Genomic DNA, 19,720 nt, shown 5'->3' with positions numbered 1-19,720 from the left:
GGCAGCGTCAGATGTGTATAAGAGACAGCCCCAACCCCTCCCCTGAAGGGGAGGGGCTTTTCGGGCTCGTCACGCATCGAGTGCGGCCAATCTTTCAGCCTCGTCCTGCGCGATCAGCGCGCCGATCAGTTCGTCCATCTCGCCCTGCAAGATCTCGGGCAGCCGGTGCAGCGTCAAATTGATGCGATGATCGGTCACGCGACCCTGCGGGAAATTGTACGTCCGGATCCGCTCGGAACGATCGCCCGACCCGACCATCGATTTCCGCGCACCCGCGCGCTCCTGGTGCAACCGGTCGCGCTCGGCCTCGTACAGCCGCGTGCGCAGGACCCGCATCGCCTTGGCCCGGTTCTTGTGCTGCGACTTCTCGTCCTGCTGGATGACGGTCAGCCCAGTCGGAATATGCACGATCCGCACCGCCGAATCGGTGGTGTTGACCGACTGCCCGCCCGGCCCCGACGAGCGATAGACATCGATCCGCAGGTCCTTGTCGTCGATCTTGACGTCGACCTCCTCGGCCTCGGGCAGCACCGCGACGGTCGCCGCCGAGGTGTGGATGCGCCCCTGCGCCTCGGTCGCGGGAACGCGCTGGACGCGGTGGACGCCGCTTTCGAACTTCAGCTTGGCGAACACGCCCTTGCCCTCGACAGAGGCGATCGCTTCCTTGAACCCGCCGCTTTCGGAAGAAGACGCGGAGATCAGCTCGACCCGCCACCCCTGCGCTTCGGCATAGCGCTGGTACATGCGGAACAGGTCGGCGGCGAACAGCGCCGCCTCGTCGCCCCCGGTGCCGGCGCGGATCTCGAGCATCGCGGCGCGCTCGTCGGCAGCATCGCGCGGGAGCAGCGAGAGCGCGAGCTTCCGTTCGGCATCTGGAAGCGTGTCGCGGATCGTCGCGATTTCCTCGCGCGCCATCAGCTTGATCTCGGGGTCGCTCTCCTCCTCCATGCTGGCGAGCACGTCGAGCTCGGCGCGGAGCCGCCGCACCTCGCCCGCCGCGCGCGCGATCGGTTCGAGTTCGGCATAGTCCTTCGAGACCTGGACGAAGCGGTCCGACGGGAGGTCGCCCGACGCCATCAGCGCCGACAGTTCGTCGCGCCGCGCCTCGATCTGCAGGATGCGTTCGGGGGAGATCGAGGTCATCGCGGGCGCCAGATCAAGGCGATCCCCGTTCCGATCAAGGTGCCAGCATCGTCCGCGCCAACCGCGATATCGGCGGACAGCGCCTTCAAAACAGCGTCCGCCCTGTCCTCGAGCGCGACGGGCCCGGTCCCGATCTTGCCGAGCTTGAGCGACGCTGCGGTGCCGCCCTCGACGCCCACACGCCCGACGAAAAGAACCTCGGTCACGTTCGCGCGCCGCGCGCGCTCGACTTGGCGCTTCGCATTACCGGCAAACGCCGCCGCAACGGACAGACCGCTGCGCCGAAGGCCTGCCACCACGCGAACGGCATCGAGCGGATCTGCGTCATTCTCGGTCACGACCGCGATATCGACCTGATCGATCGTCGGCTCCTCGAGCAGCATCGCCAGCCGCTCGATCCCCGCCGCCCAGCCGACGCCCGCCGTCTCCGGACCGCCGAGGCTGCCGATCAGCCCGTCATAGCGCCCGCCCGCGAGCACGGTGCCCTGCGCGCCGAGCCGGTCGGTGACGAATTCGAACGCGGTGTGGCGGTAATAATCCAAGCCCCGCACCAGCCGCGCGTTGCGCGTCCACGCCACGCCAGCCGCATCGAGCCCCGCCGTCACCGCGTCGAAGAACGCTCGCGCCTCGGGCGTCAGATAGGCGTCGATATCGGGCGCGCTGTCCGCCACCGGGCGATCGCGCGGGTCCTTAGAATCGAGGATGCGCAGCGGGTTCTTGTCGAGCCGCGCGAGGCTGTCCTCGCTCAGCACGTCGCGATGCGCCTCGAAATGCGCGACCAGCGCCGCGCGCCACGCGTCGCGCGTCTCGGCGTCGCCGAGCGTGTTGAGCTGGAGCGTCACGCCATCGGCGATGCCGAGTTCGCGGAGCAACTGGTCCGCCAGCACGAGCAGCTCGACATCGGCAGCAGGCTCGCTCGCGCCGATCACCTCGGCGTCGATCTGGTGGAACTGGCGGAAGCGCCCCTTTTGCGGGCGTTCGTAGCGGAACACGGGCCCATGCGTCACGATCTTGAGCGGCGCGTATTGCTGCCAGCCCTCGGTCAGATAGGCGCGCGCGATGCCGGCGGTGAATTCGGGGCGCAGCGTCAGCGAATCGCCGCCGCGATCCTCGAAGGTGTACATTTCCTTCGACACGACGTCGGTCGTCTCGCCGAGCGAGCGTGCGAACACCGCGGTGCTCTCGAACACGGGGATGTCGACGCGCTGGAAGCAATAGAGCCGGCGGACGCGTTCGAACGTCGCGATGACGTGTGCGAAGCGACGCTGCTCCTCGCCGAAGATGTCCTGCGTGCCGCGGATGCGTTTTGGGGTTTCTATGCGGGCCATAAGGGTGCGTTCTCTATGCGAGCGTTCGGGCGAACGCCAGATGGTTGTGGATTCTGCTCCCCTGCGTGGAAGGGAGGGGAGGAAGAGCGGCTTGACACGTCCGGCTCCCGCGCCGCAGCATAAGCGTAACGGGGGCGGCAACAGTCCCCATTTCAGCATCCGCAGGATCTCACCCGGCTCGTTTCGGAAAGGTCGCCATGCGTCTGTTTGCCGTGTCCGTTGTCCCATTCCCGCGTGCCAGCGCATGAGCGCCGTGCTCGCCTGGGCGCCCGCCATCCTCGCCATGCTCGCCGCCGGGCTGTTCGCGGGGTTTGCCGCCGGACTGTTCGGGATCGGCGGCGGCTTCGTCGTCGTTCCCGCAATGATCGCGCTGCTGCCGCTGCTCGGCGGCGCGAAGAGCGAATATACGCATGTCGCGATCGGGACGTCGTTCGCGACGATCGTCGTCACCGCTTTGCGCTCGACGCTCAGTCACCACAAACGCGGCGCGGTCGATTTCGAGATCCTCAAGACCTGGGCGCCGTGGATCATCCTCGGCGTCGGTGTGGGCGTGCTGCTCGCACAGCGGATGACGGGGCAGACGCTGACCTTCATCTTCGCTGGCGGCATCGTGCTGATGTCGATCAATTTCCTCGTGCCCAGGCTCGCGCGGCGCCAGGTCAGCGACACGATGCCGAGCGGCCTGCCCCGCGCCGCGATCGCCGGTGGGCTTGGCCTCTTCTCCTCGTTGCTTGGGATCGGCGGCGGGACGGTCGCGGTGATCGTGATGACGCTGTGCGGCCGCTCGATCCACAAGGCGATCGCGACCGCCTCCGGGTTCGGCTTCATCATCGCGGTGCCCGGCACGATCGGCTGGATCCTGATCGGGCTCGGCAAGCCCGGCCTGCCGGTCGGCTCGCTCGGCTATGTCAATCTGCTCGGCGCGGTCGTCATCACCTCGATGTCGATCCTCACCGCCCCACTCGGTGTCGCCGCGGCCCATGCGCTGCCGGCCGAGCCGCTCAAGCGCGTGTTCGGCGTGTACCTGCTGTTCATCGCAGGGGTGATGGCGAACCGCGCGCTGCAGATGTGACAGAAACGTTATGTTTGCGCGAGGATTTCACCCCGCACAAAAGCGCGGTAGCTCTGTTGCATGGGTCTGAATCTCGGCAACAAGGTCGCCCCGCCCCGCTTCATCCTGTTCGCGACGCTGTTCGTGATCGGGCTATTCGTCGCCATCCCCCCGCTCGGCTGGGGGCGCGGTGCGATGGCGGCGTTCGACGTCGCCGCTGCCGTGTTCCTGATCGCGATCTCGACGCTGCTCGGCCACGGCGAGGCCGACAAGATGCGCAAGGCCGCCGCGAACAACGACGCCAATCGTGCCGGGCTGCTCGTGCTCACCGGCGTGACGATGCTCATCATCCTCACTTCGGTCGCCAAGGAATTGCAGGGCAAGACGAGCGTTGCCGCGACCGTATTGGTGATCGCGACGCTGGTGTTTGCGTGGCTGTTTTCGAACACCGTCTATGCGCTGCATTATGCGCATCTCTTCTATTCGGACTGCGACGACGACGGGCAGGATTCGGGCGGGCTCGATTTCCCCGAATGCGCCGAGCCCGATTATTGGGACTTCCTCTATTTCAGCTTCACGCTCGGCATGACCTTCCAGACCTCCGACGTCGAAATCTCGTCGCGGCGGATGCGGCGCGTGTCGCTCGGCCAGTGCCTGGCGGCGTTCGTGTTCAACATCGGCGTGCTCGCCTTCACGATCAACGTGCTCGGCAGCAGCAGCGGGTCGTAGCGGAATCGCGCGGCGGGGGGCTGGACGGCGCGCGCTTCAACCGCTTTAACCACCGTCAAAGCCGCTCTTCCCAAGAAAGCTCCCCTGCATGATCCGTCGCGTCGCGTTCACCGCCCTGTTGCTCGCCACCACCGCATCGCCGGTGCTGGCCGAAAATTCCAAGCCGCAGCCGGTGCCGATCGTCGACACGATCCCCGAAGCGCGCGACACGCCCTTTCCCGGCACGATCAGCCTCGACATCGACGCGACCGACACGACGCGCGGCATCTTCACGACGCGCGAGACGATCAGCGGCGTGAGCGCGGGCCACATGGTGCTGCTCTTCCCAAAATGGCTGCCGGGCAACCATTCGCCGACCGGCCAGCTCGACAAGCTCGCCGGCCTGCACATTCGCGCGGGTGGCAAGGAGGTCGCGTGGACGCGCGATCCGGTCGACGTCTACGCCTTCCACATCGACGTGCCGGCGGGCGCAAAGAACCTCGACATCGACTTGCAGTTCCTCTCGGCGACCGCAGGCGACCAGGGCTCGGTGGTGATGACCCCGAACATGCTGCGGCTGCAGTGGAATTCGATGAGCCTCTATCCGGCGGGCTATTTCACGCGCCAGATTCCAGTCAAGGCTGTGGTCAAATACCCGATTGGCTTCACCGCCTCGTCGGGCCTGCCGTCGAAGGCGAACGGCTCGACCTATGCCTATCAGCTCACCAATTACGAAGTGCTGGTCGATTCGCCCGTCCTCGCCGGGCGCTATTACAAGCAGTGGCCGCTCTCGCCGCGCGTCAATCTCGACGTCTATGCCGATACGCCCGCCGAGCTCGCTGCAACGCCCGATCAGATCGACGCGCACAAGCGGCTGGTCGATCAGGCGGTCAAGCTCTACGGCGCGCAGCATTACGACACCTATGAATTCCTGCTGTCGATCTCCGACGTGATGGGCGGGATTGGGCTCGAGCATCACCGCTCGTCGGAAGACGGCGTCAAGCTTGGCTATTTCACCAAGTGGAAGGACGGCCCGGGCTCGCGCAACCTGCTGCCGCACGAATACAATCACAGCTGGGACGGCAAGTTCCGCCGCGGCGCCGATTTGTGGACCCCCGATTTCCGCATGCCGATGCGCGGCAGCCTGTTGTGGGTCTATGAGGGCCAGACGCAGTTCTGGGGCTATGTGCTGCAGGCGCGCTCGGGGATCGTGTCGAAGCAGGATACGCTCGACGGCTATGCCGCGATCATGGCCGAGCTCGACAATCGCCCGGCACGCAACTGGCGCGACATGGTCGATACGACCAACGACCCGACGATCTCGCAGCGCCGCCCCAAGGGCTGGACGAGCTATCAGCGCTCCGAGGATTATTACAACGAGGGCCTGCTGGTGTGGATGGAGGTCGATTCGATCCTGCGCCAGCAATCGGGCGGCAAGAAATCGATCGACGATTTCGGACGTGCGTTCTTCGGCCTCAACGACGGCGATTACGGCGAAGTCACCTACACGTTCGACGACGTGGTCAAGACGCTCACCGCGATCCAGCCGTACGACTGGGCCGGTCTGCTCACCAAGCGGCTGATCGAGACCGGCGCCCCGGCGCCGCTGAAGGGCTTTGAGGCGAATGGCTACAAGCTGGTCTATACCGAGGAGCCGACGCTCGCCTTCAAGAATGCCGAGGCCGCACGCAAGAACACCAACCTCACCTTCTCGCTTGGCCTGACGGTCGACAAGGACGGCAAGCTGACCGGCGTCGGCTGGGACTCGCCCGCGTACAAGGCCGGGCTGACGATCGGCGACAGCATCGTCGCGGTCGACGGCACCGCCTTCTCCGACAGCGCGCTGAAGGGCGCGGTCACCGCCGCCAAAGCGCGCAAGACGCCAATCGTTCTGCTGGTCAAAAGCAACGACCAGATCAGCCCGGTCAGCATCGACTATCACGAGGGCTTGCGCTATCCGCACCTCCAGAAGATCGGCACCGGAGAGGGTGGACTGGACCGTTTGCTGGCACCGCGTTAAGGCCGATTTTCTTCCATATTATTCAGTGTAGTTAAGGACTTACTATGCGTATCGACATGATCCCGGTCGGCAAGGGCCCGCCGGACGACCTCAACGTGATCATCGAAGTTCCGACCGGCGGCGAGCCGGTCAAGTATGAGTTCGACAAGGCGTCGGGCGCGCTGTTCGTCGACCGCATCCTGCACACGCCGATGCGCTATCCGGCGAATTACGGCTTCGTGCCGCACACGCTCTCGCCCGATGGCGACCCGCTCGACGCGCTCGTCGTCGCGCGTTCGCCGTTCATCCCAGGCTGCGTCGTGCGCGCGCGGCCGATCGCGGTGTTGAACCTCGAGGACGAGGCCGGCGGCGACGAGAAGCTCGTCTGCGTGCCGGTCGATTCGACCTTCCCGTATTATTCGAACGTCAACGAGCGCGGCGACATGCCCGAGATCGTGTTCGAGCAGATCGAGCATTTCTTTACGCACTATAAGGACCTCGAAAAGAAGAAGTGGGTCCGCGTCGGCAAGTGGGGCGACCGCGACGAAGCGCGCAAGGTCGTGATCGAAGCGATCGAACGCTATGAGCAGGCCAAGAAGGCCGGCGACCCTGCACCGGGCGAAGTCGCGCAGCAGGACTGAATCGCTTGAGCCCTTCCCCTTTAGGGAAGGGGTTGGGGTGGGGCCGTCCATCGCGTCCACCGCCGACAGGCTCGGTGAGACCTCCCCCACCCCCTGCCCCTCCCCTGAAGGGGAGGGGTGGTAGCGGCTACGTCCACGCCTTCTTCACTGGCGCGCGCATCCCCGCCGCAACGCCAAGCGCCGCCCATTCGCGCAGCGCATCGGCGTCGTCATAGACATCGTCGGGCGCGCGGCGATAGTTCATCGAGCCTTCACGCCCCTCGCCCATCGTATAGCTGAAGCGCGGGCAGGCGGCGGCATCCCACACCGCATCGCTCGTCGCATCGGCCTTGATCCACAGCCCGTCCTCGACCGCGATCGCGAAGATCGTGCCGTCGAGATAGAGCGTCGCCCCGCCCATCATCGCGCGCTTGGTCACGGTGCCCAGCGGTGCGAGCGCTTCCTCGATCCAGGCGATCAGGCCCGAATCGACCGGCATCAGCCCTGCCCCGCCAGCTTGGCGAGCGCATCGCCGGTGACGCGGTAGACGGTCCATTCCTCCATCGGCGCGGCGCCCATCGAGCGGTAGAAGGCAATTGCCTTCTCGTTCCAGTCGAGCACCGACCATTCGAAGCGCGTGCAGCCGCGCTCGACCGCGAGTTTGGCGAGATGCTGGAGCAACGCCTTGCCGACGCCCGCGCCGCGTGCCTCGGGCGTGACGTAGAGATCCTCGAGATACAGCCCGCGCCAGCCGGTCCAGGTCGAGAAATTGTGGAAGAACAGCGCCATCCCGACGGGCTTGCCGTCGAGCTCGGCGATCACCGCCTCGGCGGCCGGGTGCGGCCCGAACAGCGCGTCGTGGAGCAACGGCTCGGTCGCGACGACCTTGTCGGCGGCGCGCTCGAACTCGGCGAGCTCGCGCACGAGATGCAGGATCAGCGCGACGTCGGCGGGGGTGGAGGGACGGATTTCGATCATGCGGCAGCCTCGGTTTGTGGAGCGGGTGCGGCATGGCCGCGCACGGCGAGGACGCATCCCAGGATGATCAGCGCCGCGCCGCCCGCGGTGTAGAGCGAGACGGTCTCGTGGAAAACCCACCAGCCGAACAGCGACGCCCAGACGAAAGCGGTATATTCGACAGGTGCCAGCACCTGCGCCTCGGCATGGCTGTACGCCCAGGCGAGCGCCATCGCCGAAAGCGACCCGAGCACCGCCGCCACGCCGATCGACGGAAGCTGCGCTGTGGTCGGCAGCCCGGCGAACCACGGCGCGCCGAGCAGCAGCAGCCCCCCAAGCACCACGCTGGTGAACAAGGCGACCTCGAGCGGATCGGCGACCTGCGCCTGCTGGCGTAGCAGGATCAGGCTGTAGGCGTAGAAGATCGACGCGGCGAAGATCGCGAGCGAGCCGAGCACATGGGCGGTCGAGGCATGCCCCTGCACCTCCCCTGCGGCGATCACCAGCACGCCCAGACTCGCGACGATCGACCCGAGGATCGCCGCACGCCGGATCGTCTCGCCAAGCAAGGCGGCAGCAAAATAGAGCGCGATCAGCGGCGCGAGAAAGGTCAGCGCCATCCCCTGCGCCATCGGCACGCGCACGAGGCCCCAGAAGAAGAGCAGCACCGAAAAGCCCGCCGTCGCGCCGCGCAGCGCGTGCAGCTTGAGCGCCGCGCGCCCTGGAAACGGCCGCCGCCGCAGCACGAAGATCGTGCCGAGCAACACCACGCCGACGACCGAGCGCCACAGCACCGCCGAATAGGCGCCGCTGGTGATGCTGAGGCCCTTCATCAGCACGTCCATCGCCGAATAGGTCGCGATGCCGGCGGCGGCGACAGCGAAAGCGAGCGCCGCACCCACCTTCTTCGGTGTTGGCACACGCATGTTCAGCGGATCAGTCGAAGTTCGAGACCGATATCGACGCCGGCGAGTCGACGGTCTCCGGTATAGACGGTCGCGCGCCGCTCGGCGGCGAGCGCCAGACAGGCGCGATCGCCGAGCGAAATACCCGCCGCCTTGGTTGCGGGACGCAAATCGGCCGCAGCGATCGCGTGATCCACCGAAAAAGGAACGACTTCGATCTCAAGGCCCTTCAGCAATGTGAGAACGCGCTGTGTCTGATGGCCCTTGTCTGCCGCACGCTGGAACGTCTCCGACGCGTTCACCGCCGAGAGCGCGCTCCCGCGCATCACCGGGATCACAATCTCCGCGCCGGGTTCATCCAACAGCACCGCGAGAATTGCTGACGCATCGAGAACGACGCTCATTCCTCGCGCCAGTCGCTCACGCGCTCACGCAAGAACTGATCAACGGAATAGTCGTCACCGGTCATCTCGCGGAACGCCTGCTGCGCCTCCCGGACGACCTGCCCGTAGGTTTTCAGCGATATTCCGCCATCGTCGCTCTTGGCGAGCACGAGCGAGTCACCGTCCGCAATCCCCAATTCGCGGCGCAACTCCGCCGGGATAACGATCTTGCCGCCAGCGATCACTTTGGCATGATAGGTCATGTCAGGCCTCCCGAGACCTGACACATACCACAAGACCTATTCCGCCGCCACAGCCACCGGCGCCGCCGCTGCCAGCGCCGCATCATGCGCTTCGATCGACGCTGCCTTTTCCTCGACCAGCTTGACGATATGTTCGAGCATATCCTCGGAATTGACCGTGTGATCGGTCACGCCCGACAAATACACCATATGCTTGCCGTTGCCGCCGCCGGTCAGGCCGATATCGGTCTCGCGTGCTTCGCCCGGGCCGTTGACGACGCAGCCGAGGACCGAGAGCGACATCGGCGTGCGGATATGCTGGAGCCGCTCCTCGAGCGCTTGCACGGTGCGGATCACGTCGAACCCCTGTCGCGCGCACGACGGGCACGACACAACGCGCACGCCGCGGTTGCGGATGCCGAGTGCTTTCAGGATCTCGAAGCCGACGCGGACCTCGTCCTCGGGCTCGGCCGAGAGCGAGACGCGGATCGTGTCGCCGATGCCGTACCACAGCAGCGAGCCGATCCCGATCGACGACTTGACCGTCCCGCCGACGAAACCGCCCGCCTCGGTAATGCCGAGATGCAGCGGGCAATCGACCTGTTCGGCGAGTTGCTGATACGCCGCCACCGCGAGGAAGAAGTCCGACGCCTTCACCGCGACCTTGAACTCGTGGAAGTCATGGTCCTGCAGGATCTTGATATGGTCCATCGCCGATTCGACCAGCGCGTCGGGGCACGGCTCGCCATATTTTTCGAGCAGATGCTTTTCCAACGACCCGCCATTGACGCCGATGCGGATCGCGCAGCCGTTCGACTTGGCCGCGTCGATCACTTCCTTGACGCGGGCGGGCGAGCCGATGTTGCCGGGGTTGATGCGCAGGCACGCCGCACCCGCATCGGCGGCTTCGAGCGCGCGCTTGTAGTGGAAATGGATGTCGGCGACGATCGGCACGCGGCTCGCGCGGACGATTTGCTTCAGCGCCGCGGTGCTTTCCACGTCGGGGCACGACACACGGATGATGTCGACGCCGGCATCCTCGCAGCGGCGGATCTGGTCGATCGTCGCCTTGACGTCGTCGGTCGGCGTGTTGGTCATCGTCTGGACGGTGACGGGCGCGTCGCCGCCGACGGGCACGTTGCCGACCATGATCTGGCGGCTCTGACGACGGTTGATGTCGCGCCACGGGCGGAGGGACATGGAAAACTTCCTCTGGTTGGTCGCGCCCATATAGCGACGATCCGCGCCATCGGAAACCGCTAGAGTTTGCTCGATCGGGCACATCGCATTAGGGCCGCGCGATGGAACGGCATTACGGACTGGACTGGTTGCGCATCGGCGCGTTCGCGCTGCTGATCCTCTATCATATCGGCATGGTGTTCGTGCCGTGGGGATATCATGCCAAGACCGCGCAGCCGCTGGCATGGGTCGCGATCCCGATGCTCGCGGTCAACAGCTGGCGGTTGCTGCTGCTGTTTGTCGTGTCGGGCTATGCCAGCCGGGCGCTGCTGGTACGCGGGCCCGCAACCGGGCATTTCGCGGTCAACCGTACGTGGCGGCTGATCATCCCGCTCCTGTTCGGCGTGATCGTCGTGGTGCCGCTCCAGCCGTGGGTCGAGCTCATCACGCAGCACGGCTACACCCATGATTTCGGGTATTTCCTGCTCCACGATTATTTCAGCTTCCGCGTCGTCAACGGCCTCGCGCTGCCGACGTGGCAGCATCTTTGGTTCGTCGCGTATCTCTGGATCTACACGATGGTGCTGGCGGTGCTCGTCGCCGCGATGGGGCAGCGCAGCCTTCAGCGCGGCTTCGATCGGCTGTTCGGCGGGTGGCTGGTGTGGCTGCTCCCGGCCGCCTGGCTCGTGCTGGTGAGCGCCTGGCTGTTCCCCGGGATCGGGCCGAGCAACGATCTGGTCGGCGATTCGGTGAGCCATGTCCAATATCTGCCCGCCTTCCTGTTCGGCTTCGCGCTCGCCGGGTCCACGCCGGCGCTGGCGACGATGCGGCGATTGTGGCCATGGGCGCTGGCGATCGGAATCGCCTGCTACGGAATTGTCGCCGCGACCGAGTTGCGCTGGCCGAACAGCTCGATGCCGACCTGGCCATGGGGTATCCTGTTCGCCAGCGCGCGCGCCGTGCAGGGCTGGAGCATGATCGTCGCGTTGATCGGCTTTGCCGACAGCCACCTCAACCGCGACCTGCCGTGGCGCCGCGTGCTGACCGAGGCGGTGTTCCCCTTCTACATCATTCACCAGACGATCATCGTCGGGGTCGAGGGCGCGCTTCTCCCGTTCGGCCTGCCGCGCTTGGTCGAGTTCGGCGTGCTGGTCGTGACGACGCTGGTCGGATGCTGGCTGTTTTACGCGATCGGCCGCGAAATCGGCTGGCTGCGCCCGCTGATCGGGCTGCGCCCCTTCCCCCAGACGAAAGAGACGTGATGAGCTGGACCCTGATACTCCATGGCGGCGCGGGACAGATGACGCGCGACACCGTCTCGCAGGCACAGGCCGAGGGTGCGCGCGCCGCGCTCGGCCGCGCGCTCGATGCGGGCGCGGCGGTGCTGGCAGCGGACGGTGCGGCGCTCGATGCCGTCGAGGCGGCGGTGCGCGTGCTCGAGGATGATCCGCACTTCAATTCGGGGCGCGGCGCGGCGCTGACGCACGCCGGTGTCGCCGAGCTCGATGCAGCGATCATGGACGGTCGGGATCGCAATGCGGGCGCAGTGGCAGGGGTGACGGCGACACGCAATCCGGTGAGCCTTGCCCGCGCCGTCATGGCGAACAGTCCGCATGTGCTGCTGAGTGGTGCGGGGGCCGACGCGTTTTCGGTGGAGCAACGCTGCGAGCCCGCGACACAGGACTGGCTGGTCCTGCCCGAGCGGCGCGCGCAGCTCGACGAGATGCTCGAAGGCGGCGGCGCGTTCGATGTCGACATGAAATATGGCACGGTCGGCGCGGTGGCGTGCGACGTGCACGGCCATGTCGCCGCCGCGACCTCGACCGGCGGGGTAACAGGCAAGCGCTGGGGCCGGATCGGCGATTCGCCGCTGATCGGCGCGGGCACCTATGCCGATGATCGCGCAGGCGCCGTTTCGTGCACCGGATCGGGCGAATTCTTCATCCGCGCGAACGTCGCGCACGAGATTTGCGCGCGGGTGCGGCTGGCGGGCGAAACGCTGGAAGCGGCGGTCGAGACGGTGCTGGCCGAAGTGACCGCGCTCGGCGGGACCGGCGGCATCATCGTCGCGGGGCCGCAGGGCGAGGCGCTGTGGCGGTTCTCGACGCCGGGCATGTACCGCGCGCGCCTTGACTCCGCCGGGGGCCGCGAAGTCGCGGTGTTCGGCGACGAATAGCCTGCAAGGCAAAACCCTTCTTCTCCTCCGCGTCCTCCGCGCCTCTGCGCGAAAAAGAAGATGGGTTCGCGCAGAGGCGCGGCGGATGCAGAGGCGGTTGCTTTCGCCTCTTCGTGCCTGCGCGTCTTCGCGTGAGCACCCCTTCTTTTCTCACGCGAAGACGCGAAGGCGCGAAGAGCGGGCGTGACGGCGACGGAACGTCTCGTTTCGGCATCGGACTTGCGAGACCCGCTTTCGCGGGAGGAGCAACGCCGCTAAGGCCGGAGCCCATGACCAGTCTCCGTCGCGTTCGTCCCGGCCTTGCCGTTGCCGCCACCTTGATCATCGCGGCGACCGCGTCGCCGGCGGCGGCCTATTGGGAATATGGCCACCAGACGATCGCGCAGATCGCCGACGCCAATGTCCGCCCCAAGACGCGCCTGGCGATCCGCGCGCTGCTCGCACATTCGGAGCTGCTCGGCACGCCCGAGTGCAAGGCCTCGACCATATCCGACGCCGCGGTGTGGGCCGATTGCATCAAGCCGCTGAAGGGCCCCGACGGCAAATCGCGCTTCGGCTATGCCTATAACTGGCACTATCAGGACGTGAACATCTGCCACCCGTTCGACCTCGTCGCGGCGTGCAAGGACGGCAATTGCGTCTCGGCGCAGATCACCAAGGACGTCGCTGTGCTCAAGAACAAGCGCGCGCCGCTCCACGACCGCGTCGAGGCGCTCGCCTTCCTCGTCCACTTCGTCGGCGATCTCCACCAGCCGCTGCATGCCGGCGAGAAGGACGATCAGGGCGGCAACAAGGTGCTCGCCAGCTATGGCGGCTACGGCACTGCGCGGCTGAACCTCCACAGCATCTGGGACGGCTATCTCGCCGAGCGCGCGATCACCAGCGGGCCGCCGATCGTGCGCCGCTACCCGGCCGCCGTGCGCGCGAAGATCGCCGCGGGCGACGTCACCGACTGGAGCCGCGAGAGCTGGCAGGTCGCGCGCGACGTGACCTATGCGAGCGTGATGGCCGATCCCTGCGCGCCGACGCCGGCGCACGTCACGATGGACGAAGCGACGATCGAGAAGGCCGTGCCGATCGCGCGGCTCGAGGTCGAGCGCGGCGGGCTGCGCCTGGCGAAATTGCTCGACCAGGCGCTCGGCTGACGGTTCAGCTCAGCCGCGTAGGCCCCAGCGCCAGCGCCAGCCGCCCTTGGTCTTGCGCACCGCGATCACAGTGAAGACTGCAAACAGCGCAACGCCGATGCCGATTTGCGCGACCGGCTCGTGCACGAAGCGAATGTCGGCAACGAGCAACGCCGCAAACCCGATCGTCAGCGCCCAGCCCTGCCACGTCACTGGCGTCGCGCCGATGCCGAACAGCTTGGGCACGAACCAATAACCCGGCTCGGCGCGGTAATGGTCGATCACGTCACGCGTCTGCATCGTCGTCCTCCTTGGGTGGCCGCCCGCGCCGGGGCGGGTTGGGCGCTTCGAGCTTCACGCCGCGCTTGGCGAGCGCCTCGCGCAGCAGGCATTCGAACTGGGCGTTGACGCTCCTGAGATCGGCCGCCGCGATCCGCTCGACCGCCGCGTACAGCGAAGGGTCGAGGCGAAGCGCGAACGCCTTCTTGGGAGGAGCCGCCACCGTCCAGCTCGTTACTGGTAGAGCGAGCCGGCGTTGACGACGGGCTGCGTATCGCGCTCGCCGCACAACACGACCATCAGGTTCGAGACCATCGCCGCGCGGCGCTCGTCATCGAGCTCGACGACGTTCTTCTCGCTGAGCAAGGCGAGCGCCATCTCGACCATCCCGACAGCGCCCTCGACCAAGGTCTTGCGCGCCGCGACCACCGCCTGCGCCTGCTGGCGACGCAACATCGCGCCGGCGATTTCCGAAGCATAAGCGAGGTGCGTAAAGCCGCATTCGTCAACGGTGATCCCCGCGGTCGCGAGGCGCGCGATCAGCTCGGCGCGCAGCTCGGCGGCGACCTGGTCGTGATTGCCGCGCAGCGTCACTTCCTGATGCTCGAAATCGTCATACGGGTAGCGCGCGCCGATCGTGCGCACCGCCGCCTCGATCTGGACGATGACGAACGCCTTATAATCGTCGATGTCGAACAGCGCCTGCGCAGTGTCGGTGACGCGCCACACGACCTGCGCGGCGATCTCGATCGGGTTGCCGCGCAGGTCGTTCACCTTCAACCGCTCGGAGATCATGTTGTTGGCCCGCAGCGAAACCTTTTTCCGCGCGAGCCAGGGGAGCAGCCAGCGCAAGCCGGTCTTGCGATCGGTGCCCTTATACGCGCCGAACAGCGTGATCGCGGTCGCCTGGTTGGGCTGCTGCATGTAGAAACCACAGGCGACAAAGGCGATGACGAGCGCCGCGATCGCGACAAGCGCGCCGCCGAGCGTCGATTCGTCCTGAAGCAAGCTCGCGCCGAACAGCCCGAAGCCGAGCGCCACGAGCATCACGATCAACATCATGTACCCGCTCGACGTAGCCGCGGTGTGTTCGTGCGACAGCGTGAGTGCTGTGTTGCGTGTTGGCGACTCGACCATCAATGCCTCCCGTTAATGTGATATCACATTTATATCGGGATTTAGGGAGAGGCAAGCCTATTCCCTCGCCCGTTCAGAGAGGGAGTGTGGAGGATAGCGACGGGAGGGGTAAGGGTCACGGACATGGCAAGGGCGACGCCAGCAAAAGCCGACGTCGCCCCCATCCCCATCTTCTTCACCCCGGCCGCGTGCCGGGGTCCACCGTGCCACACATTCTACGACCGTAGGGCGCGCATCCGAGTGGACCCCGGAACAAGCCCGGGGTGACGGATCAGCTTAGTTCAGCACGATCGTCACCGCGCGACGGTTCTGCGCCCAGCTGGCTTCGTCCGAACCCAGCGCGATCGGGCGTTCCTTGCCGTAGCTGATCGTCGAAATCCGGCCCGGCGCGACGCCGCGTGCCGCGAGATAGTTCTTCGCCGAGAGCGCACGACGATCGCCAAGCGCCAGATTGTATTCGCGCGTGCCGCGTTCGTCGGCATGACCTTCGAGGCTCACCGGCGTGTTGGGATAGCGCGCGAGCCACGTCGCCTGGCTGTCGAGGATCGACCGCGCACGGTCATCGAGGCTGTAGCTGTCGAGCGCGAAATTGACGGTGTTGCTCGTCACCGACCGCTCGAAATCGGCGCGCGAACCGGGAACGATGGCTCCCTGCCCGCCCGAGCCGCTCTGATCGGTTACCGCCCCGGGCGCGGGCGGCAGCTCGGCGGGGCGCTTCTTGCTGCACGCGGTGGTTGCGAGCAGAGCGGTGGCAATCAGCAGCGTCGTGGTCAGTTTCGCCATGGCGGCTTCTCCCAGAGGTAAAAGGTCGTTTCGGGCACAGACCGAGGTAAGCCAACGGCTTCGCCCGGTCGCAACGGTGAGTCAAACGCTTGGCTTGATATCAGGGGCGTAACGGTCCCCAGGCGGGATCGGATCCATCGAGCACCGTCGGAACGCGCCGGACATTGACCCCGGTGAGATCGACCGACCACAGATCGGCCCGCCCGCCGCCGCCCATCCCTGAGCGGAAGAACATGATGACGCGGCCGTTGGGCGACCAGCTCGGGCCCTCGTCCTGCGCGCCGTCGGTGAGCAATTGCTCGTTGCCGCCCGCCGGGCTCATCACGCCGATGCGGAACGATCCGCCGATCTTGGTATAGGCGATGAGGTTCCCGCGCGGGCTCCACACCGGGGTCGCATAGCGCCCGCTGCCGAAGCTGATGCGCTGCTGCGACGATCCGTCGGCATTCATCACATAGAGCTGCTGCGTGCCCGAGCGATCGCTCTCGAACACGATTCGGCCGCCATCGGGCGAATAGGTCGCGCCGGTGTCGATCCCGGGCGAATCGGTCAGCCGCTGCGGACTGCCGCCCGTGAAGGCTACACGGTAGATATCGGTATTGCCGCCGACCGCCATCGAGAACAGCACGAAGCGGCCATCGGGCGAGATGCGCGGCGCGAAGGTCAGGTTGGCGCTCGCCACGAGCAGCCGCGACGATCCGCTCGCCAGATCATAGACGTAGATCGCGGGGCGATCCTTGAGATAGCTCATATAGACGATCGAGCGCTGGTCAGGCGAGAAGCGCGGCGTCAGCGAGATCGCCTGGCCGTTGGTCAGGAAACGGTGGTTGCCGCCGTCCTGGTCCATGATCGCGAGCCGCTTGATGCGCTTGCCCTTAGGGCCGGTCTCCGAAATGTAGACGACGCGGCTGTCGAAATAGGGGCCTTCGCCGGTCAGCTTCGAATAGACCATGTCGGCGCATTTGTGCCCCGCACGGCGCCATTCGCTCGGCGGCACGACGAAGCCCTGCCGCGCGATCTCGGCGCGCGACGAGACGTCGTAGAGATAGCAGCCGACCGTCAGCGTCCCGTCGCCATTGGCACGGACGAACCCCTGGACGAGCGCCGAGGCACCTGCCGGACCCCAGTAATCGAAGGTCGGCGCGGTTACTTCGGGATAGGCGATCGGATGGAGCGCGTCGCCGCCGAGCGGCTTGAACAGCCCCGAATTGCGCAGATCGGTGGTGACGATATCGGACAATTGCCGGCCGAGTTCGTCGGTGCGACCGGCAGCCGTGCTGACCGCCTCCGACGTCGGCATCACCGGGATCGCGATGCCGAGCGGCGCCGACACGCCGCCGACGACATCGACGACGAGCTCGCCCTGCTGTTGCGGATTGGCCGCGCCCGCCTGCCCGCCAGCCTGCGGCGCGGTCTGCGGGCTATTCGGGAACGGCACCGGCAGCGGCGCCGATCCCGTTTGCGCCAGGGTCGCCGCGGGGACCGCGGCCAGAGCAAGCGCGAGGATCGTCTTGGGGAGCATCATCGTCTTTCCTCAGCCGGGAAGTTTGTAGCGCAGGATAAAGGTCTTCCACCCGCGTTGCACGTCGTAAAGCTCGGGCGGAAGCCCACGCAGCGGCGCGCAGCCGGCGAAGGTCGCGATCGCGTTGCGATCGACCGTGTCGACATAGCGGCGGTTCTCGTCATCGACCCCGCCATGATCGTCCGACACGGTCGGCCGCCCGGCGAGCGACCCGTCGCGGTTGAGTGACAGCCGGATCGTCACGACGATACGCGACGCGCCGGGGCCCGGATTGACCTGGCGATCGGCGCACGGCTGGACCTGGCGGCGGATCGCCGAGCCGATGTCGGCGGCGGCCTTGGCATCCATCGTCGCGCCGGGCGCGGCTTCGGACGCCTTGGCCTTGGAGGGCGACTGCGTCAGGCCTTTGCGGAAATCATCGTCGAGCAGCGATCCGGTCGGCTTGGCCTTGGTCGCCTTTGGATTGGTACCCGTCGCCTTGGCGGTCGCCACCGCCTTGGTCGATGCCGCGCTCTTGGCGGGTGCGGCATTCGCGGGTGCGGCCTTGGCGGGTGCCGGCTTGGCAGCGGGCTTGTCGGCCGCCTCCGATTTCTCGGCGGCGGGTTTCCTGGGCGCAGGCTTGGGCTTCGGCGCGAGCTTGGGCGGCGGCACTGCGTCGGGCTTGGGCTCGGGTTTCGGCGCCGGCTTGGGTGCAGGCTTCGGTGGCGCGGGCTTGGGTACCACCGGCGCAGGCTTGGGTGGAGCCGGCTCGGGCGCGACCTCTTCCGCTTCGGGCGGCGGCGCCTCGGCGGGGGGCCCGGGATCGGGCGCGGCGGATTGCGCAGGCGGCTCAGGCGCCGCGGGTGCGGTCTGGTCGAGCGCGACGTCGTCGACCAGCGAGACTTCGATCGGCTTGTTCATCGGCGGCGGGGTAGGCGCGCTGCTCCAGGCAAGCGACAGGAGCGCGAACAACGCGACATGGCCGAGCACGGCCGCCCCGAGTCCGTATTGCTCCGCTCGCGTCATTGGCCGTCCTGGCCCACCGTCACCAGCGCAACGCGGTTATAGCCGGCGCGGTTGAGCTCGCCCATCACACGCATGACGTGCCCGTAATCGAGCTTGCGGTCGGCGCGCAGGAAGACCTGCGGCGGCTTGGCCGGATCGCCCTTGGCGGCAAGCTGCGCGAGCACGTCGGGCAGCATCGCTTCGCTGAGCGGATCCTTGTCGAGGAACAGCTTCCCCTCACCGTCGAGCGACAGGACGAGCGGCTTCTGGTCCTGGTCGAGCGCCTTCGCGCGGCTGTCGGGCAGCGTCACGGGCACGCCTGCGGTAAGCAACGGCGCGGTGACCATGAAGATTATCAGCAGCACCAGCATCACGTCGACCAGCGGCGTGACGTTGATGTCGGCCATCGGCGCGCGACGCCCGCGGCCGCGCTGGGAGGGGAGGTTCATCGACATTTTCTACTCCCCTCCCGCTTGCGGGAGGGGAGAATAAAATGCGCCCCTCACCGGCGCACCTCGCTCTCGAGCTGGCGGCTGAGCGTCGCGTGGAAACCGTCGGCGAAGCGGTTGAGCCGCGCCTCGATGCGGTTGATGCCATGCGAAAAGCGGTTGTACGCAATCACCGCCGGGATCGCCGCGAACAGGCCGATCGCGGTCGCGAACAGCGCCTCGGCGATGCCCGGCGCGACGACGGCAAGCGAGGTGTTCTGCGCCTGCGCGATGCCGGTGAAGCTGCGCATGATCCCCCACACCGTGCCGAACAGCCCGACGAACGGCGCGACCGAGCCGACCGTCGCGAGGATGTTCAACCGATCGGACAGCTGGTCGATCTCATTGGCGACCGCCGCGCCCATCGCCGTCGCCAGCCGCTCGCGCGTGCCGCCGCGGTCGACTTGCCCGCCAACGGTCGAACGGCGCCACTCGGCGACGCCCGCCGTGAAGACGCGCGCGATCGGCAGATCGCTCTCGTTATGCAGCCGGTGGAACGCATCGATATCCTCGGCCTTCCAGAAATCGCGCTCGAAAGCCGCGGTCTTGCGACGCGTGGCGCCGAGCCGGAAGAAGAAGCCGAGGATCACCGCCCAGGTCCACACGCTCGCCGCCAAGAGACCGATCATTACCGTCTTCACCACCCAGTCGGCCTGGAGGAACAGCGCGATCGGCGACAGCGTGGTTGCGTCGGTGTTGAGCATGATTTCGT

23 protein-coding genes are annotated in these 19,720 nt (G+C 66.7%); 7 read left to right on the top strand and 16 right to left on the bottom strand.

The annotated features are described in order from the left end of the window. Positions 1-69: 69 nt before the first annotated feature. Positions 70-1,143 (bottom strand): peptide chain release factor 1, encoded by a 1,074-nt coding sequence (gene prfA / locus QN347_RS11115; protein ID WP_189676269.1) that lies wholly within the window; start codon positions 1,141-1,143, stop codon positions 70-72. Beyond that, positions 1,140-2,471: a histidine--tRNA ligase gene (gene hisS / locus QN347_RS11110; RefSeq protein WP_322162057.1), complete on the bottom strand. Its 1,332-nt coding sequence runs from the start codon at positions 2,469-2,471 to the stop codon at positions 1,140-1,142. The genes prfA and hisS overlap by 4 nt, the downstream gene beginning before the upstream one ends. Before the next feature lie 244 nt (positions 2,472-2,715). Between hisS and QN347_RS11105 the strand changes: the two genes are divergently transcribed. The 4 genes from QN347_RS11105 (at position 2,716) to ppa (ending at position 6,870) form a co-directional block, all read left to right on the top strand. After that, entirely contained in the window at positions 2,716-3,543 is an 828-nt protein-coding gene (locus QN347_RS11105; protein ID WP_322162055.1) for a sulfite exporter TauE/SafE family protein, read from the top strand. A 60-nt stretch (positions 3,544-3,603) separates the two neighbouring features. Further along, the gene (locus QN347_RS11100) at positions 3,604-4,251 is read left to right on the top strand and encodes a DUF1345 domain-containing protein (RefSeq protein ID WP_322162053.1); all 648 of its coding nucleotides are present in this window, start codon (positions 3,604-3,606) and stop codon (positions 4,249-4,251) included. An 88-nt stretch (positions 4,252-4,339) separates the two neighbouring features. Next, positions 4,340-6,250, top strand: a complete 1,911-nt coding sequence (locus QN347_RS11095; RefSeq protein ID WP_322162051.1) for a peptidase M61 — start codon at positions 4,340-4,342, stop codon at positions 6,248-6,250. Between the two features lie 44 nt (positions 6,251-6,294). Continuing rightward, on the top strand, positions 6,295-6,870 hold the full coding sequence (gene ppa, locus QN347_RS11090) for an inorganic diphosphatase (RefSeq protein ID WP_322162050.1): 576 nt from the start codon (positions 6,295-6,297) through the stop codon (positions 6,868-6,870). 127 nt (positions 6,871-6,997) lie between these two features. Here ppa and QN347_RS11085 read toward each other — a convergent pair whose 3' ends face one another. The 6 genes from QN347_RS11085 to ispG are packed head-to-tail and all read right to left on the bottom strand — an operon-like array spanning position 6,998 to position 10,536. Continuing rightward, complete coding sequence (locus QN347_RS11085) at positions 6,998-7,348, bottom strand: TfoX/Sxy family protein (RefSeq protein WP_322162049.1); 351 nt, start codon at positions 7,346-7,348, stop codon at positions 6,998-7,000. Then, the gene (locus tag QN347_RS11080) at positions 7,348-7,827 is read right to left on the bottom strand and encodes a GNAT family N-acetyltransferase (protein WP_189676275.1); all 480 of its coding nucleotides are present in this window, start codon (positions 7,825-7,827) and stop codon (positions 7,348-7,350) included. The genes QN347_RS11085 and QN347_RS11080 overlap by 1 nt, the downstream gene beginning before the upstream one ends. Further along, complete coding sequence (locus QN347_RS11075; RefSeq protein WP_322162047.1) at positions 7,824-8,732, bottom strand: DMT family transporter; 909 nt, start codon at positions 8,730-8,732, stop codon at positions 7,824-7,826. The genes QN347_RS11080 and QN347_RS11075 overlap by 4 nt, the downstream gene beginning before the upstream one ends. A gap of 2 nt (positions 8,733-8,734) precedes the next feature. Beyond that, a complete protein-coding gene (locus tag QN347_RS11070; RefSeq protein ID WP_322162045.1) occupies positions 8,735-9,115 on the bottom strand; it encodes a type II toxin-antitoxin system VapC family toxin in 381 nt (126 codons plus the stop codon). Next, a complete protein-coding gene (locus tag QN347_RS11065) occupies positions 9,112-9,357 on the bottom strand; it encodes an AbrB/MazE/SpoVT family DNA-binding domain-containing protein (protein WP_322162043.1) in 246 nt (81 codons plus the stop codon). The genes QN347_RS11070 and QN347_RS11065 overlap by 4 nt, the downstream gene beginning before the upstream one ends. Positions 9,358-9,393: 36 nt before the next feature. Beyond that, positions 9,394-10,536: a flavodoxin-dependent (E)-4-hydroxy-3-methylbut-2-enyl-diphosphate synthase gene (ispG, locus tag QN347_RS11060; RefSeq protein WP_189676279.1), complete on the bottom strand. Its 1,143-nt coding sequence runs from the start codon at positions 10,534-10,536 to the stop codon at positions 9,394-9,396. 101 nt (positions 10,537-10,637) lie between these two features. Here ispG and QN347_RS11055 point away from each other — a divergent pair, with 101 nt between their 5' ends. The 3 genes from QN347_RS11055 to QN347_RS11045 all read left to right on the top strand — a co-directional run bounded on the left by QN347_RS11055 (position 10,638) and on the right by QN347_RS11045 (position 13,836). After that, the gene (locus QN347_RS11055) at positions 10,638-11,777 is read left to right on the top strand and encodes an acyltransferase family protein (protein ID WP_322162041.1); all 1,140 of its coding nucleotides are present in this window, start codon (positions 10,638-10,640) and stop codon (positions 11,775-11,777) included. After that, entirely contained in the window at positions 11,777-12,691 is a 915-nt protein-coding gene (locus tag QN347_RS11050; RefSeq protein WP_322162039.1) for an isoaspartyl peptidase/L-asparaginase, read from the top strand. The genes QN347_RS11055 and QN347_RS11050 overlap by 1 nt, the downstream gene beginning before the upstream one ends. A gap of 269 nt (positions 12,692-12,960) precedes the next feature. After that, complete coding sequence (locus tag QN347_RS11045; protein WP_322162037.1) at positions 12,961-13,836, top strand: S1/P1 nuclease; 876 nt, start codon at positions 12,961-12,963, stop codon at positions 13,834-13,836. Positions 13,837-13,845: 9 nt separating this feature from the next. Here QN347_RS11045 and QN347_RS11040 read toward each other — a convergent pair whose 3' ends face one another. The 8 genes from QN347_RS11040 to tolQ form a co-directional block, all read right to left on the bottom strand. Further along, positions 13,846-14,115, bottom strand: coding sequence for a hypothetical protein (locus QN347_RS11040; protein WP_322162035.1), 270 nt, complete (start codon positions 14,113-14,115; stop codon positions 13,846-13,848). After that, complete coding sequence (locus QN347_RS11035) at positions 14,102-14,317, bottom strand: toxin-antitoxin system HicB family antitoxin (RefSeq protein WP_133191566.1); 216 nt, start codon at positions 14,315-14,317, stop codon at positions 14,102-14,104. The genes QN347_RS11040 and QN347_RS11035 overlap by 14 nt, the downstream gene beginning before the upstream one ends. Before the next feature lie 11 nt (positions 14,318-14,328). Continuing rightward, the gene (locus tag QN347_RS11030) at positions 14,329-15,231 is read right to left on the bottom strand and encodes an SPFH domain-containing protein (RefSeq protein ID WP_322162033.1); all 903 of its coding nucleotides are present in this window, start codon (positions 15,229-15,231) and stop codon (positions 14,329-14,331) included. Positions 15,232-15,507: 276 nt separating this feature from the next. Further along, positions 15,508-16,014, bottom strand: coding sequence for a peptidoglycan-associated lipoprotein Pal (gene pal, locus QN347_RS11025; RefSeq protein ID WP_133191564.1), 507 nt, complete (start codon positions 16,012-16,014; stop codon positions 15,508-15,510). A 100-nt stretch (positions 16,015-16,114) separates the two neighbouring features. Further along, positions 16,115-17,539, bottom strand: a complete 1,425-nt coding sequence (gene tolB, locus QN347_RS11020) for a Tol-Pal system beta propeller repeat protein TolB (protein ID WP_322162032.1) — start codon at positions 17,537-17,539, stop codon at positions 16,115-16,117. Positions 17,540-17,548: 9 nt separating this feature from the next. Then, positions 17,549-18,541 (bottom strand): cell envelope biogenesis protein TolA, encoded by a 993-nt coding sequence (locus tag QN347_RS11015; protein WP_322162031.1) that lies wholly within the window; start codon positions 18,539-18,541, stop codon positions 17,549-17,551. Then, on the bottom strand, positions 18,538-18,975 hold the full coding sequence (gene tolR, locus QN347_RS11010) for a protein TolR (protein ID WP_322162029.1): 438 nt from the start codon (positions 18,973-18,975) through the stop codon (positions 18,538-18,540). The genes QN347_RS11015 and tolR overlap by 4 nt, the downstream gene beginning before the upstream one ends. Before the next feature lie 47 nt (positions 18,976-19,022). After that, the gene (gene tolQ / locus QN347_RS11005; protein ID WP_189676644.1) at positions 19,023-19,712 is read right to left on the bottom strand and encodes a protein TolQ; all 690 of its coding nucleotides are present in this window, start codon (positions 19,710-19,712) and stop codon (positions 19,023-19,025) included. Positions 19,713-19,720 lie beyond the last annotated feature (8 nt).

The organism is Sphingomonas sp. 10B4 (assembly GCF_035019905.1).
Classification (GTDB): Bacteria; Pseudomonadota; Alphaproteobacteria; order Sphingomonadales; family Sphingomonadaceae; genus Sphingomonas; species Sphingomonas glacialis.
The sequence above is the reverse complement of the archived record's forward strand: the minus strand, read 5'-3'. Positions and strand labels throughout refer to the sequence as shown.

What these genes read in the sequence shown, in the direction of transcription:
- QN347_RS11085 (WP_322162049.1), bottom strand. Translation starts at nt 7,348, where the DNA reads ATGCCGGTCGATTCGGGCCTGATCGCCTGGATCGAGGAAGCGCTCGCA.
- QN347_RS11080 (WP_189676275.1), bottom strand. Translation starts at nt 7,827, where the DNA reads ATGATCGAAATCCGTCCCTCCACCCCCGCCGACGTCGCGCTGATCCTG.
- pal (WP_133191564.1), bottom strand. Translation starts at nt 16,014, where the DNA reads ATGGCGAAACTGACCACGACGCTGCTGATTGCCACCGCTCTGCTCGCA.
- QN347_RS11105 (WP_322162055.1), top strand. Translation starts at nt 2,716, where the DNA reads ATGAGCGCCGTGCTCGCCTGGGCGCCCGCCATCCTCGCCATGCTCGCC.
- QN347_RS11045 (WP_322162037.1), top strand. Translation starts at nt 12,961, where the DNA reads ATGACCAGTCTCCGTCGCGTTCGTCCCGGCCTTGCCGTTGCCGCCACC.
- tolB (WP_322162032.1), bottom strand. Translation starts at nt 17,539, where the DNA reads ATGATGCTCCCCAAGACGATCCTCGCGCTTGCTCTGGCCGCGGTCCCC.
- QN347_RS11015 (WP_322162031.1), bottom strand. Translation starts at nt 18,541, where the DNA reads ATGACGCGAGCGGAGCAATACGGACTCGGGGCGGCCGTGCTCGGCCAT.
- QN347_RS11055 (WP_322162041.1), top strand. Translation starts at nt 10,638, where the DNA reads ATGGAACGGCATTACGGACTGGACTGGTTGCGCATCGGCGCGTTCGCG.
- QN347_RS11100 (WP_322162053.1), top strand. Translation starts at nt 3,604, where the DNA reads ATGGGTCTGAATCTCGGCAACAAGGTCGCCCCGCCCCGCTTCATCCTG.
- QN347_RS11065 (WP_322162043.1), bottom strand. Translation starts at nt 9,357, where the DNA reads ATGACCTATCATGCCAAAGTGATCGCTGGCGGCAAGATCGTTATCCCG.
- prfA (WP_189676269.1), bottom strand. Translation starts at nt 1,143, where the DNA reads ATGACCTCGATCTCCCCCGAACGCATCCTGCAGATCGAGGCGCGGCGC.
- ispG (WP_189676279.1), bottom strand. Translation starts at nt 10,536, where the DNA reads ATGTCCCTCCGCCCGTGGCGCGACATCAACCGTCGTCAGAGCCGCCAG.
- QN347_RS11070 (WP_322162045.1), bottom strand. Translation starts at nt 9,115, where the DNA reads ATGAGCGTCGTTCTCGATGCGTCAGCAATTCTCGCGGTGCTGTTGGAT.
- QN347_RS11095 (WP_322162051.1), top strand. Translation starts at nt 4,340, where the DNA reads ATGATCCGTCGCGTCGCGTTCACCGCCCTGTTGCTCGCCACCACCGCA.
- QN347_RS11040 (WP_322162035.1), bottom strand. Translation starts at nt 14,115, where the DNA reads ATGCAGACGCGTGACGTGATCGACCATTACCGCGCCGAGCCGGGTTAT.
- tolR (WP_322162029.1), bottom strand. Translation starts at nt 18,975, where the DNA reads ATGTCGATGAACCTCCCCTCCCAGCGCGGCCGCGGGCGTCGCGCGCCG.
- hisS (WP_322162057.1), bottom strand. Translation starts at nt 2,471, where the DNA reads ATGGCCCGCATAGAAACCCCAAAACGCATCCGCGGCACGCAGGACATC.
- tolQ (WP_189676644.1), bottom strand. Translation starts at nt 19,712, where the DNA reads ATGCTCAACACCGACGCAACCACGCTGTCGCCGATCGCGCTGTTCCTC.
- QN347_RS11075 (WP_322162047.1), bottom strand. Translation starts at nt 8,732, where the DNA reads ATGCGTGTGCCAACACCGAAGAAGGTGGGTGCGGCGCTCGCTTTCGCT.
- QN347_RS11050 (WP_322162039.1), top strand. Translation starts at nt 11,777, where the DNA reads ATGAGCTGGACCCTGATACTCCATGGCGGCGCGGGACAGATGACGCGC.
- ppa (WP_322162050.1), top strand. Translation starts at nt 6,295, where the DNA reads ATGCGTATCGACATGATCCCGGTCGGCAAGGGCCCGCCGGACGACCTC.
- QN347_RS11030 (WP_322162033.1), bottom strand. Translation starts at nt 15,231, where the DNA reads ATGGTCGAGTCGCCAACACGCAACACAGCACTCACGCTGTCGCACGAA.